At 69.4% G+C, this 12,945-nt stretch carries 12 protein-coding genes; 4 read left to right on the top strand and 8 right to left on the bottom strand.

What is annotated here, in order from left to right; all coding sequences use genetic code 11:
- The 7 genes from mnmA to ACXMYJ_RS03640 all read right to left on the bottom strand — a co-directional run bounded on the left by mnmA (position 1) and on the right by ACXMYJ_RS03640 (position 6,788).
- A complete protein-coding gene (gene mnmA / locus ACXMYJ_RS03610) occupies positions 1-1,074 on the bottom strand; it encodes a tRNA 2-thiouridine(34) synthase MnmA (RefSeq protein ID WP_460354022.1) in 1,074 nt (357 codons plus the stop codon).
- A 2-nt stretch (positions 1,075-1,076) separates the two neighbouring features.
- On the bottom strand, positions 1,077-2,264 hold the full coding sequence (locus ACXMYJ_RS03615) for a cysteine desulfurase family protein (protein ID WP_460354025.1): 1,188 nt from the start codon (positions 2,262-2,264) through the stop codon (positions 1,077-1,079).
- Positions 2,265-2,310: 46 nt separating this feature from the next.
- Positions 2,311-3,192 carry a lysophospholipid acyltransferase family protein gene (locus ACXMYJ_RS03620; RefSeq protein WP_260751371.1) on the bottom strand — a complete coding sequence of 294 codons (882 nt, stop codon included), beginning with the start codon at positions 3,190-3,192 and terminating at the stop codon, positions 2,311-2,313.
- Complete coding sequence (locus ACXMYJ_RS03625) at positions 3,189-4,052, bottom strand: GNAT family N-acetyltransferase (protein ID WP_260751370.1); 864 nt, start codon at positions 4,050-4,052, stop codon at positions 3,189-3,191. Before ACXMYJ_RS03625 ends, ACXMYJ_RS03620 begins: the two co-directional genes overlap by 4 nt.
- Positions 4,053-4,135: 83 nt before the next feature.
- A complete protein-coding gene (locus tag ACXMYJ_RS03630) occupies positions 4,136-4,879 on the bottom strand; it encodes an SDR family oxidoreductase (RefSeq protein ID WP_460354028.1) in 744 nt (247 codons plus the stop codon).
- 119 nt (positions 4,880-4,998) lie between these two features.
- Positions 4,999-5,955 (bottom strand): electron transfer flavoprotein subunit alpha/FixB family protein, encoded by a 957-nt coding sequence (locus ACXMYJ_RS03635; RefSeq protein WP_260751368.1) that lies wholly within the window; start codon positions 5,953-5,955, stop codon positions 4,999-5,001.
- 41 nt (positions 5,956-5,996) lie between these two features.
- Complete coding sequence (locus ACXMYJ_RS03640) at positions 5,997-6,788, bottom strand: electron transfer flavoprotein subunit beta/FixA family protein (protein WP_260751367.1); 792 nt, start codon at positions 6,786-6,788, stop codon at positions 5,997-5,999.
- A gap of 207 nt (positions 6,789-6,995) precedes the next feature.
- Here ACXMYJ_RS03640 and ACXMYJ_RS03645 point away from each other — a divergent pair, with 207 nt between their 5' ends.
- The 3 genes from ACXMYJ_RS03645 to ACXMYJ_RS03655 are packed head-to-tail and all read left to right on the top strand — an operon-like array spanning position 6,996 to position 10,617.
- Positions 6,996-7,793: a class I SAM-dependent methyltransferase gene (locus ACXMYJ_RS03645; RefSeq protein WP_260751366.1), complete on the top strand. Its 798-nt coding sequence runs from the start codon at positions 6,996-6,998 to the stop codon at positions 7,791-7,793.
- Positions 7,790-9,388: a 1,4-alpha-glucan branching protein domain-containing protein gene (locus ACXMYJ_RS03650; protein ID WP_460354032.1), complete on the top strand. Its 1,599-nt coding sequence runs from the start codon at positions 7,790-7,792 to the stop codon at positions 9,386-9,388. Before ACXMYJ_RS03645 ends, ACXMYJ_RS03650 begins: the two co-directional genes overlap by 4 nt.
- 2 nt (positions 9,389-9,390) lie before the next feature.
- Positions 9,391-10,617, top strand: coding sequence for a glycosyltransferase family 4 protein (locus ACXMYJ_RS03655; RefSeq protein WP_260758024.1), 1,227 nt, complete (start codon positions 9,391-9,393; stop codon positions 10,615-10,617).
- A 67-nt stretch (positions 10,618-10,684) separates the two neighbouring features.
- On the opposite strand, the gene ACXMYJ_RS03660 is transcribed toward ACXMYJ_RS03655, so the two are convergent.
- Entirely contained in the window at positions 10,685-11,422 is a 738-nt protein-coding gene (locus ACXMYJ_RS03660; protein ID WP_260751365.1) for an acyltransferase, read from the bottom strand.
- A 119-nt stretch (positions 11,423-11,541) separates the two neighbouring features.
- On the opposite strand from ACXMYJ_RS03660, the gene ACXMYJ_RS03665 reads away from it, so the two are divergent.
- Positions 11,542-12,840, top strand: coding sequence for an outer membrane protein assembly factor BamB family protein (locus tag ACXMYJ_RS03665; RefSeq protein WP_460354035.1), 1,299 nt, complete (start codon positions 11,542-11,544; stop codon positions 12,838-12,840).
- Positions 12,841-12,945: the final 105 nt, after the last annotated feature.

Raw genomic sequence — 12,945 nt, forward strand, 5'->3', positions numbered from 1 at the left:
TCAGCGGGCGGTGCGGATGGTCGCGCTGCCGAGCACCTCGTCGCCGTCCGGGTCGGGCCGGTACAGCACCACGGTCTGCCCCGGCGCCACGCCACGCAGCGGGCTGCGCAGATTCACCTCAAGCACACCGTCGCCGAGTTCGGCGACCGCCCCGACCACCCCGCCGTGCGCGCGGACCTGCACGGCGCACTCGACCGGCCCGGCGGGTGCGGCACCCGAGGTGAACACCGGCGCATCGCCGACGAGCCGGGTGACCTCCAGGTCGTCGAGGTCACCGACCTGCACGGTGCCGGTGGTCGCGTCGATCCCCGTCACATAGCGCGGACGGCCGTCAGGGCCGGGGCCGGGGATGCCGAGGCCCTTGCGCTGACCGATGGTGAACCCGTGCACGCCGTCGTGCTCGGCGAGCACGGCGCCGGCGGCGTCGACCACCGCACCGCGGCGCACGCCGATGCGGGCTCCGAGGAACGCCTTGGTGTCGCCGGACGGGATGAAGCAGATGTCGTGGCTGTCGGCCTTGTCGGCGACCGCCAGGCCTCGCCGTGCCGCCTCCTCGCGGATCGCGGACTTCGGGGTGTCCCCGATCGGGAACACCGCGTGGCGCAACTGCTCGGCGGTCAGCACCGCCAGCACGTAGGACTGGTCTTTGTCGTGGTCGACCGCGCGCCGCAACCGGCCGTCGGCCAACCGCGCGTAGTGCCCGGTGGCCAGCGCGTCGAATCCCAGCGCCAGCGCGCGGGCGGCCAGCGCCGAGAACTTGATCCGCTCATTGCAGCGCACACACGGATTCGGCGTCTCGCCGCGCGCGTAGGACTCGACGAAGTCGTCGATCACGTCCTCTTTGAAGCGGTCGGCGAAATCCCACACGTAGAACGGGATACCGAGCACATCGGCGACCCGGCGCGCATCGCCGGCATCCTCCTTGGAACAACAACCGCGGGATCCGGTGCGGAGCGTGCCTGGCGCCGTCGACAGCGCCAGATGCACCCCGACCACGTCGTGTCCGGCATCGACCATTCTGGCGGCGGCCACCGAGGAGTCCACGCCACCGCTCATCGCGACGAGCACCCGCATGGCTACTGCCGCCCCGAACTGGCCAGCGCGGCCGCTCGTGCACGTTCCACGGCGGCGGGCAGCACGTCGAGCACGGCGTCGACGTCGGCGTCGGTGCTGGTGTGCCCGAGCGACAGCCGCAGCGAGCCGCGGGCACTGGCCGGATCGGCGCCCATCGCGGTCAGCACATGGGACGGCTGCGCCACCCCGGCTGTGCACGCCGACCCCGTTGAGCATTCGATTCCCTTGGCGTCCAGCAACATCAGCAGCGAATCGCCCTCGCAGCCGCGGAACGTGAAGTGTGCGTTGCCCGGTAACCGCCCCGGCCCCGGTGCACCGTTGACGTCGACGTCGTCGATGGTGTCGAGCACGCCGTCGATCAGCCTGTCGCGCAGCGCGCGGATCCGCTCGGCCGCGGTGTCCATTCCGTCGACGGCGACACGCGCGGCTGCGGCCATACCCATCACGCCGGCGACATCCTGTGTCCCCGAACGGACGTCACGCTCCTGACCTCCGCCGTGCAGCTGCGGAACGCACGCGGTCTCGCGGCGCAGCAGCAGTGCGCCCACACCGGTGGGGCCGCCAAACTTGTGCGCGGTGACGCTCATCGCCGACAGGCCGCTGGCGGCGAAGTCCACCGGCAGCTGACCGACCACCTGGATCGCATCGCTATGCATCGGTATGCTGAATTCACTTGCGACAGAGGCGATTTCAGAGACAGGCATGATGGTGCCGACCTCGTTGTTGGCCCACATCACCGAGATCAGCGCGACATCGGAGGGATCGCCGACCGCCGAACGCACGTCGGACGGATCGACGGCGCCGTACCGGTCGACCGGCAACCAGGTGACCTCGGCGTCCTCGTGCTCGACCAGCCACTCCACCGCGTCCAGCACCGCATGGTGCTCGACCGGGGTGGTGACGATCCGGCGCCGTTGCGGCGACGAACGGCGCCGCGCCCAGTAGATGCCCTTGATTGCGAGGTTGTCACTCTCGGTGCCACCGGCGGTGAAGATCACTTCCGACGGGCGCGCGCCCAGCAGCTGGGCCAGGGTCTCGCGGGACTCCTCCAGCCTGCGCCGGGCCATGCGCCCCGAGCCGTGCAGCGAGGCGGCGTTGCCCACCGTCGCCATGGCAACCGTCATGGCCTCGATGGCGGCGGGGCGCATCGGGGTGGTGGCGGCGTGGTCGAGGTAGACCGGCGAAGACATAACCGTTCAAGGATAGCCGTCGCAGAATGGGCGGCCGCCATCGCGCTCAGGCCACCATGCAGTGACCCTCGGCGCAGTCGGAGATCGCCCGGCGGTCGAGTCCCGCCCCGCCGGGGGCGGCGAATCCGTCCCCGCCGCGGACGGCGGCCTCACAGCGGGCCGCCAGGTCACGGCGGTCGACGCCCGGCAGTTGCAGCGAGTCGACGTGGATGTGGCAGACGGTGCGGCGTGCGGTGATCACCCGCCTGATAGAGGTCAGCAACGTGTCGTCCCCCACGAAGGCCGGCACGGTGGACGCCCGGCCGTCCTTGTGCCGGTAACTGAGCCGCAGTGGCTGCACCGGGCGTCCCGCGTCGATCGCGGCCTGGAACATCGCCGGGCGGAACCGGCCGTAGCTCAGCCCGCACCAGGTGGTGCCTTCCGGAAACGCGACCACCGTGTCCCCTGCCCTGAGCCGATTGGCGACTGCGGCCACCACCGCCGGCAGCCGGCGCAACCGGGCCCGGTCGATCGGGATCACCTTCATGAGCCGGACGATCGGACCGAGCGCGGGCCAGTCGACGAGGTCGGCGCGGGCGACGAAGGAACCGGGCAGCACCGTCGCGATGGCGAAGACGTCCAGCCACGACACGTGCCCGCTGACCACCAGCACGCCCCGCAGGTTGCGTATCGGCCCTCCTGACACGGACATCCGCACACCGAGACTGCGGAGCATCAGCCGGCAGTACCCGCGCTGCAGATGCGACCGGCCGGGCAGCGGCAGTGCCAGCAGCCACACTCCGGCGAACAGCGTGGCTGCTGCGCAGACGCGCACCGTGGTGCGCACGGCGACCACCCAGCGCCGGCCGGGGCCGTCGGCTCCAGTGTGCACACACCGCGCGCCGCAGGTCGCGCGCTGCAGCCACGCGTGTTCGCGGGTCAGGTTCATGACCGCGTCCCGTCGGCGACCGCGGCCGAAGCCATCCCGACCGAGCGGAGCCGGCGCAGGTACCGCGTGTCGGCGTCCTGCTTGCCGAGCAGCGCGGGGAAGTCGCCGACGCCGAAATCCGGGTCGTGGGCGGGTTCGCCGCACACCTGGGCGCCCAATCTCAGATATCCGCGCATCAGGGCCGGCACCGACAACCGGGCGGGTGGGTCGATCTCGTCGAGGGTGCGACCGTCGACCATCACGGGCCGGTACGGGTACACGGTGTGTTCGGCGGGCGCGGCGTGCCGGCGGTTGACGAAGTCGCGCACGCCGCGCAGGTGGCTGCCAGCCGGGCTGCGACCGGCGGGATCCGCGACGGGCACCGAGACGCATCCGGCCACGTAGTCGTAGCCACTGCGGTCCAGGTAGGCGAGGATGCCCGCCCACATCAGCAGCACCACGGCACCGTTGCGGTGTCCCTCACGCACCACAGCGCGGCCCATTTCGACCAGCGAGGGCCGGAGCGGGTCGAGGGCGGTGACGTCGAACTCGGTCGCCGTGTACAGCCCGCCTGCGGCGATCGCACCGGGCGGCGGCAGCATCCGGTAGCAGCCGACCAGTTCGCCGGTGGCGTCGTCGCGGACGAGCAGATGATCGCAGTATTCGTCGAACCGGTCGGCGTCCAGACCGCCGGAATTGCCGTCGCCGGCGAGCGCGAAGCCGGGCTCGGTGCTGAACACGTCGTAGCGCAACCGCTGCGCGGCCTCGATGGAGTCGCCGTCGGTGCACAACAGCAGGCTGTAGCGGGGCGTGGACGGGGCGGATCCGCGCTGCGCGTGATCGATGTCGTCGGGGGCGATGAGTACAGAAGCAGTGCTCATGGCGCCACGCTCGTGCAGCCGCCTCTCGTCAGGGCGTCCAGCGCGTGTCGTGTCCGTGAGCGCCAGGTGACGTCTTGGCCCGTTCAGCCCGCCGTCGGCCGGGCGTCGAACCGAACGGTGCCCAGCACGGCGCCGTCGCCGGTGACCAAGCTCGTGTCGTCGACGGGAGTGCCGAAGTACGTGGACCGCGGATCGACGACGACCGTCTTGTCGGCACCCCGCCCGGCCAATACCGTGCGCACCAGGTCGGCGAACGAGATCTTCTCCGGCCCGCCGACGTTCACGACCCCGTTGACGGGCGCGGCGACGGCGACGCGGACCACCTCGAGGGCGACGTCATCGGCGGCGATCGGCTGGATCCGGGCATCCGGCACCCGCACCTCGTCGCCGTCCTGCATCGAGCCGACGATCGCGTCGGCGAACTCCTGAAACTGGGTGGCGCGCACGATGCTGAAGGGCAGACCGGATGTGGCGATCGTCTCCTCCTGCACGACTTTTGCGCGCATATAGCCACTCGCGGGCAGTCCGTCGGCGCCGACGATCGACAGCGCGACGTAGTGCCGGACACCCGAATCCCGGGCGGCGTTGACCAGGTTCGCCGAGGACCGGGTGAAGAAATCCATCACCGGGTCGTCGTCGAACGACGGGGAATTGGTGACGTCGACGAGGACGTCGGCGCCGGTGAGGGCCTCGGTGAGGCCCTCGCCGGTGAGCACGTCGGCCCCCGACGAACGCGATGCCGCCACGACGTCGTGACCGTCGCGCTGCAGCAGGTCGACCACCTTCGAGCCGATGAGGCCGGTGGCCCCGACAACTGAAATCCTCATGGGTCAATACTGACCCTCGGCTACCTGTGAGGGAACCCGCGGTGTCCAACCCACCAGACACAAAATCGCACGTCCGCGAGGCGAAACGTGCGATTTTGTGTCTGCTCGCGCAGCGGAACTCAGCCCTTGCGGGCCTTCACCGCGTCGGTCAGCTGCGGCGTCACCTTGAACAGGTCACCGACGATGCCGAGGTCGGCGATCTCGAAGATCGGCGCTTCCTCGTCTTTGTTGACCGCGATGATGGTCTTCGAGGTCTGCATGCCGGCGCGGTGCTGGATCGCCCCGGAGATGCCCAAGGCGATGTACAGCTGCGGCGACACGGTCTTACCGGTCTGGCCGACCTGGAACTGGCCAGGGTAGTAACCCGAGTCGACCGCGGCACGCGAGGCGCCCACCGCGCCACCGAGCGAGTCCGCGAGATCCTCGACGATGCCGAAGTTCTCGGCACTGCCGACGCCACGGCCGCCCGACACCACGACGGTGGCCTCGGTGAGCTCCGGACGGTCGCCGGCCACCGCAGGCTCTCGCGAGGTGATCTTGGTGGCGTTCTCGGCCGGGGCGGGCACGTCGACGTTGACGACCTCTCCTGCACCGTCGGCAGGCTGGGCCTCGACGGAACCGGGGCGCACGGTGATGATCGGGGTGTCCCCGACGGCCTCGGCCTCGACGGTGAAGGCACCACCGAAGATCGAGTGGATGCCCTTGCCGCCCTCCTTGACCTCGACGACGTCGCTCAGGATGCCCGAGCCGATGCGGGCCGCGAGCCGACCTGCGATCTCCTTGCCGTCAGCACTGGACGCCAGCAGCACCGCCGCCGGCGTGGCGGACTCGGCCAGCGCGGCCAGCACGTCCACGTACGGGGTGATCAGGTAGTTCTCGGCGTCGTCGGACTCGGCGACGTAGATCTTCGCCGCACCGGCCGACTTCAGGCCGTCGATCAGGCCCTCGGCGGTGCCCGGCTTGCCGACCACGACGGCGGCGGGTTCACCGAGCGCGCGGGCGGCGGTGATCAGTTCGGAGGTGACCTTTTTCAGCGCACCTTCAGCGTGCTCGGTGAGCACAAGTACTTCAGCCATGGGTTCGTTTGCCTCTATGTCTGTCTGTCGATGGGAAGGTTCTAGATGATTTTCTGGGCAACCAGGTACTCGGCGATCTTGGTGCCGCCGTCGCCCTCGTCGGTGACCTTCTCGCCCGCGGTCTTGGGCGGCTTCGGCGTCGAGGACAGCACCTTCGACCCGGCGTTGGCCACGCCTACCTCGTCACTCTCGACGCCGATGTCGGCCAATGTCAGCTTGGTGACTTCCTTCTTCTTCGCGGCCATGATGCCCTTGAAGGACGGGAAGCGGGGTTCGTTGATCTTCTCGTTCACGCTGACCACGGCCGGCAGCGAGGCCTCGAGGGTGAAGACACCGTCGTCGGTCTCACGCTCGGCGGTGACCTTGCCGTTCTCGACGGTCAGCTTGCGCACGTGGGTCAGCTGCGGCAGGCCGAGGTACTCGGCGATGATCGCCGGTACGGCGCCGCCGGTGCCGTCGGTGGCCTCGTTGCCCGCGAGCACCAGCTCGGTGCCCTCGATGGTGCCCAGCGCGCGAGCCAGCGCCCAGCCCGTCTGGACCATGTCGGAGCCGTGCATGCCCTCGTCGACCAGGTGCACGGCCTTGTCGGCGCCCATCGACAACGCCTTGCGGATCGCCTCGGTGGCCCGCTCGGGACCGGCCGTCAGGACCGTGACCGTGCTGTCGCCGCCCTCGCGCTCCTTGATCAGGAGTGCCTCTTCGACGGCGCGCTCGTTGATCTCGTCGAGCACAGCGTCGGCGGCCTCCCGGTCCAGGGTGTAGTCACCGTCGGACAACTTGCGCTCAGACCATGTGTCTGGGACCTGTTTGATCAGGACCACGATGTTCGTCATGACTCTGGTTCGTCCTCCTCGAAAGGGGCCGGTGGTCGACCCGCCATACCACGATTGCCGCAGGCACCACGATGTTACCCGCGGGTAACTTTGGGTGCTTCGCACGAACACCATAGCTGGTCGATGTTTGCGTTCAGTCAGGGCGGCGATCAGATGGTGCTCACGAAGAGTTCGCCATCGGTCGGTTACGGGTTAGCCTGCCTTGCAATGAGCGCATCTGTTACCAGCGGTCCGGTCGGCGAGCCGGTCCCCATGGCATTGACCGGCGAGCGGACCGTCCCCGGGGTTGCCGAGGAGAACTACTGGTTCCGCCGCCACGAGGTGGTGTACCGCCGGCTGGTCGAGCGGTGCCGTGACCGTGACGTGCTGGAGGCCGGCTGCGGCGAGGGATACGGCGCGGACCTGATCGCCGACGTCGCCCGTTCGGTGATCGGCCTGGACTACGACGAGTCGGCGGTGGCGCACGTGCGGGCGCGCTATCCCCGCGTCGACATGCGCCACGGCAACCTCGCCGAGTTGCCGTTGCCGACGGCTTCGGTCGACGTGGTGGTGAACTTCCAGGTGATCGAACACCTTTGGGATCAGGGCCAGTTCGCGGCCGAGTGCGCCAGGGTCCTGCGCCCCGGCGGGGTGCTGCTCATGTCCACGCCCAACCGCATCACGTTCTCCCCCGGTCGGGACACCCCGGTCAATCCGTTCCACACCCGCGAACTCAACGCCGCCGAGCTCACCGAGCTTCTGGAAGGAGCCGGTTTCACGATGGAGGCGATGCTCGGGGTGTTCCACGGGCGCCGCCTCGCCGAGATCGACGCCCGGCACGGCGGTTCGGTCATCGACGCACAGATCGAGCGGGCGCTGGCCGACGCGCCGTGGACTGCAGAACTGCTCGCGGACATCGAATCGGTCACGATCGACGACTTCGACCTGGTGCAGGCGACGGCCGGCGAAACCGGGCGACACATCGACGACAGCCTCGACTTGGTGGCTATAGCGGTGCGGCCGTGAGCGGAGCGAACAAAGCACCGGAGAGCGGAGCGAACAAAGCACCGGTACCCGGGCTGTTCACTCTGGTGCTGCACACGCACCTGCCGTGGCTGGCTCATCACGGCCGCTGGCCGGTCGGCGAGGAGTGGCTGTACCAGTCGTGGTCGGCGTCCTATCTGCCCCTGGTGCGGGTGCTGCGCACGCTGGCCGCCGAGGACCGCCGCCATCTGATCACCCTCGGTGTCACACCGGTGGTCGCCGCGCAGCTCGACGACCCGTACTGCCTGCAGGGCATGCAGCACTGGCTGGCCAACTGGCAGCTGCGTGCGCTCGAGGCGGCGACCATGCGCACCGCGGCGGGGACCTCGCCGGCCTCGGACCCGAAAGCCTTGCGCCGGTTCGGTTCCCGCGAGCACGCCGAGGCCGAGCGTGAGCTCGGCGAGTTTGACTCGCTGTGGCGTCACGGCGCCAGCCCGGTGTTCCGGGAGCTTCTCGACGGTGAGGTCGTCGAGCTACTCGGCGGACCGTTGGCCCATCCGTTCCAGCCGCTGTTGAACCCTCGGCTGCGCGAGTTCGCGCTGCGCGAAGGCTTGGCCGACGCCGGACATCGGTTCGCGCACACGCCGGCCGGCATCTGGGCGCCGGAGTGTGCCTATGCGCCGGGCATGGAGACCGGTTACGCCGCGGCGGGCGTGGGCCACTTCATGGTGGACGGGCCGTCGTTGCGCGGCGACACCGCGCTGGGCAGGCCGGTCGGCGATTCCGGCGTCGTCGCTTTCGGCCGCGATCTGCAGGTCAGCTACCGCGTGTGGTCGCCGCGGTCCGGCTATCCGGGTCACGCCGCCTACCGCGACTTCCATACTTACGACCACGCCACCGGCCTCAAACCCGCCCGGGTGACCGGCCGCAATGTGCCGTCGGAGGACAAGGCGCCGTATGACCCGGCCCGTGCTGATGCCGCGGTCGACGTCCATGTCGCTGATTTCGTGGAGACGGTGCGCCGGCGTCTGCAGTCCGAGAGCGAGCGGATCGGCAGGCCCGCACATGTGGTCGCCGCCTTCGACACCGAGTTGTTCGGCCACTGGTGGTACGAGGGCCCGGTCTGGCTGGAGCGGGTGTTGCGGGCACTGCCTGCCGGCGGTGTGCGGGTCGGAACACTCTCGGACGCGATCGCCGAAGGCTATGTCGGCGAGCCGGTGGAACTCCCGCCCAGCTCGTGGGGTTCGGGCAAGGACTGGCAGGTGTGGTCGGGTGAGAAGGTGGCCGATCTGGTGCACCTGAACAACGAGGTCGTCGACACGGCGCTGAGCACCGTCGACAAGGCACTGGCCCGCGGCGCATCGTTGGATGCCGCCGCCCCAAGGGATTTCGTGGCCGATCAGATCCTGCGCGAGACCTTGCTGACGGTGTCGAGCGACTGGCCGTTCATGGTCAGCAAGGACTCCGCGGCCGACTATGCGCGCTACCGCGCCCACCTCCATGCACACGCCACGCGCGAGATCGCGGCGGCGGCGGCCTCGGGCCGCGACGAACAGGCGCAGCGGCTGGCCGAGGGCTGGAACCGTGCCGACGGGCTGTTCGGAGCACTCGACGCCCGGAGGTTGCCCACCGAATGAACATGAAGATCCTGCTGGTGTCGTGGGAATACCCGCCGGTGGTGATCGGCGGGCTCGGCCGCCACGTGCACCATCTGGCCACCGAACTCGTCGCGGCCGGCCACGAGGTCGTGGTGCTCAGCCGGCGTCCGACCGGAACGGATCCGCAGACCCATCCGACCACCGACGAGGTCCACGAAGGGGTGCGGGTGATCGCGGCCGCCGAGGATCCGCACGAGTTCACCTTCGGCACCGACATGATGGCCTGGACCCTGGCGATGGGTCACGCGATGATCCGCGCCGGTCTGGTGCTGGCCGACTGGCGGCCCGACCTCGTCCACGCGCACGACTGGCTGGTCGCCCATCCCGCTGTCACCCTCGCCCAATTCTTCGATGTGCCTTTGGTTTCCACGATCCACGCCACCGAGGCGGGGCGACACTCCGGTTGGGTCTCGGGCGCGGTGAGCCGTCAGGTGCACGCGCTGGAATCGTGGCTGGTCCAGGATACGGACTCGCTGATCACCTGTTCGGCGTCGATGCGCGAGGAGATCACCACCCTGTTCGGACCCGAGCTCGCCGAGATCTCGGTGATCCCCAACGGGATCGACACCGACGGTTGGCCTTTCGCGACCCGCCGGCCCCACCCCGGACCGGCGGAACTGCTGTACTTCGGCCGCCTCGAGTACGAGAAGGGCGTCCACGACGCCATCGCGGCGCTGCCGCGGATCCGCCGCACCCATCCCGGCACCACGCTGACCATCGCCGGTGACGGCACGCAACTGAACTTCCTGACCGAGCAGGCGCGCAAACACAAGGTGTTCAAGGCGACGAATTTCATCGGCCGCGTTGACCATTCAGAACTGCTGCAGTTGCTGCACCGGGCCGATGCGGCGGTGCTGCCGTCGCATTACGAGCCGTTCGGAATCGTCGCGCTCGAAGCGGCCGCGACCGGCACGCCGCTGGTGACCTCCACCGCGGGCGGACTCGGCGAGGCGGTCATCGACGGGGTGACGGGTGTGTCCTATCCGGCCGGTGATGTGGCGGCATTGGCCACCGCGGTGCGCACGCTGCTCGATGATCCGGCGGCGGCCCAGCGGAGGGCGATCGCGGCGAGGGAACGCCTCACGTCGGACTTCGCGTGGCACACCGTGGCGGCCGAGACCGCACAGGTGTACCTGGCGGCCAAGCGTGCCGAGCGCAGGCCCCAGCCCCGGCGACCGATCGTGGAACGGCCGCTGCCCGACCGGTGACGCGCCGAACTCGCATTCCTTGCGGTCGCTGGTGCGGAACGGCCGCGTGGAATGCGGTTTCGGCGGACTAGCGGGAGGCCTTCTTGCGTTCGATGTCGGCTAGCGCCGCGGCCAGTTCGGCCCGCTCGGCCGCCGACGTCTCCCACGACAGCTTGCGGTTCTTGACGACCTTGCCGGGTGCGCCAACGACGATCGAGTAGTCCGGGATCTCACCCTTGACCACCGCGTGGGCACCCAGTACGCATCCGCGGCCGATGCTGGTGCCGCGCAGCACGGTGACCTTGGCGGCCAGCCAGGTGTCCGGGCCGATCCGCACCGGGCTCTTCACGATGCCTTGATCCTTGATCGGTAGTTCGATGCTGTCCATCTTGTGGTCGAAATCGCAGACGTAGCACCAGTCGGCCATCAGCACGGAATCACCGAGCTCGATGTCGAGGTAGGTGTTGATAACGTTGTCGCGGCCGAGCACCGTCTTGTCCCCGATGCGCAGCGATCCCTCGTGGCAGCGGATCGTGTTCTTGTCGCCGATGTGCACCCAGCGCCCGATCTCCATCTGCGCGAGTTCCGGCGTGCACTGAATCTCGACGTTCTTGCCGAGGAACACCATGCCGCGGGTGATGACGTGCGGATTGGCCAGCTTGAATTTCAGCAGCCGCCAGTACCGCACCAGGTACCACGGGGTGTAGGCGCGGTTGGCCAGGACCCATTTCAGCGAGGCGAGCGTGAGGAAATCGGCCTGGCGAGGGTCCCGTAGACGGGATCCCCGCCAGCGCTTGTGCAGCGGCGCTCCCCACATCGTTGTCATGGCCGGAGAGCCTACGCGCCCGCCCGTGACATTCCCGGGTCGCTCCGCTCCCGCCCTCCGAAAGGGTCAACGGTTACCCTCACGTGGGCTCGATGTACACCGCGATCAGAAGGGATCCCGTGCTCCGGCGAATCATCGCATTGGCCTCGACGGCGCTGATCGCAGGTGCGCTGGCTGGGTGCGGCAACACCGACTCCTGGGTGGAGGCCCGTGCCGCCACCGGCTGGTCAGCACAGTATGCCGACGCCGCAAACAGCAGCTCCTCCCCCGTCACCGGGGCCGACACGCTGCGTCTGGAGTGGGCGCGGTCGGTCAAGGGTGAGCTCGGCGCGCAGGTGGCGCTCGGCTCGGGCAACTACCTGGCGGCCAACGGGCAGACCAGGGCGGGTTGCTCGCTGATGGTGTGGGAGACCGACAACCGCGGCAGGCAACGCTGGTGCACCCGCCTGGTGCAGGGCGGCGGCATCGCCAGCCCGCTGTTCGACGGATTCGACAATCTCTACATCGGCCAGCCCGGCGCCATCCTGTCCTTCCCGACCACCCAGTGGGTCCGCTGGCGCCAGCCGGTGATCGGCATGCCCATGACGGCCCGCATCCTCAACCCCGGGCGCTTGCTCGTGGTCACCCATCTGGGGCAGGTGCTGGTGTTCGACGCCCACCGCGGCACCGTCACCGGCACGTCACTGGATCTGGTCGCCGGGGTGGACCCGACCGACTCGGAGCGCGGGTTGCAGGACTGCCGGCTGGGCGGGCCGCGGTGCCCGGTGGCCGCCGCCCCGGCCTACTCGGAGGCCGCCGGCATGGTGGTGCTGACGCTCTGGGAGCCGGATGCGGACAAACCGATGCTGGTCGGTCTGCGCTATCAGCCCGGTCAGACCCCGCAGCTCAGTCGCGCATGGACCAGTGACGCCGTCGGCGGCGGCCCGCTGGCCAGCCCGGTGCTGTCCCCGGACGGGTCGACGGTGTACGTCAGCGGCCGCGACGAAAGACTGTGGGCGCTCAACGTCGACGACGGCAGTGCGAAGTGGTCGGTTCCGCTGGACTACCTGGCTCAGACCCCGCCGTCGGTGACGCCCGGTGGCCTCATCATCGCCGGGGGTGGGCCGGGGTCACGGCTGACTGCGGTGCGCGACACCGCCGAAGAGGGCGAGGTGCTCTGGACCCGCGACGACGTGTCACCCCTGACCACCTCCAGCCTGACCGGGGTCGGCTATACCGTGGTGCGCGACGGCGAGGACACCGACGAGCGGCCTGCCGGGCTGGCGCTGCAGGTGTTCAGCCTCGGCGACGGCGCGACCCTGCACACCCATCCACTCCCGAACGCGACCGGATGGCCGGTCGGCGTGTCGGTGGGTCATGACCGCCGCGTCGTCACGGCCACCAGCGCCGGGCAGGTCTACGGCTTCGCGCCTGCGTGAGCGGAGCTGCTAACGCAGGCGTCACCGTCCGGAAATACCGACCTTGCGCAGTGATGCGAACATGCACACTCAGATGACCCGGACAAGCCGACGAACCAATAGGTA

Source organism: Mycobacterium sp. ZZG (genome assembly GCF_054786995.1).

Excerpts from the sequence above, each read along its gene's own strand:
- mnmA (WP_460354022.1), bottom strand. The coding sequence starts at position 1,074 with ATGCGGGTGCTCGTCGCGATGAGCGGTGGCGTGGACTCCTCGGTGGCC.
- ACXMYJ_RS03615 (WP_460354025.1), bottom strand. The coding sequence starts at position 2,264 with ATGTCTTCGCCGGTCTACCTCGACCACGCCGCCACCACCCCGATGCGC.
- ACXMYJ_RS03620 (WP_260751371.1), bottom strand. The coding sequence starts at position 3,192 with ATGAACCTGACCCGCGAACACGCGTGGCTGCAGCGCGCGACCTGCGGC.
- ACXMYJ_RS03625 (WP_260751370.1), bottom strand. The coding sequence starts at position 4,052 with ATGAGCACTGCTTCTGTACTCATCGCCCCCGACGACATCGATCACGCG.
- ACXMYJ_RS03630 (WP_460354028.1), bottom strand. The coding sequence starts at position 4,879 with ATGAGGATTTCAGTTGTCGGGGCCACCGGCCTCATCGGCTCGAAGGTG.
- ACXMYJ_RS03635 (WP_260751368.1), bottom strand. The coding sequence starts at position 5,955 with ATGGCTGAAGTACTTGTGCTCACCGAGCACGCTGAAGGTGCGCTGAAA.
- ACXMYJ_RS03640 (WP_260751367.1), bottom strand. The coding sequence starts at position 6,788 with ATGACGAACATCGTGGTCCTGATCAAACAGGTCCCAGACACATGGTCT.
- ACXMYJ_RS03645 (WP_260751366.1), top strand. The coding sequence starts at position 6,996 with ATGAGCGCATCTGTTACCAGCGGTCCGGTCGGCGAGCCGGTCCCCATG.
- ACXMYJ_RS03655 (WP_260758024.1), top strand. The coding sequence starts at position 9,391 with ATGAAGATCCTGCTGGTGTCGTGGGAATACCCGCCGGTGGTGATCGGC.
- ACXMYJ_RS03660 (WP_260751365.1), bottom strand. The coding sequence starts at position 11,422 with ATGACAACGATGTGGGGAGCGCCGCTGCACAAGCGCTGGCGGGGATCC.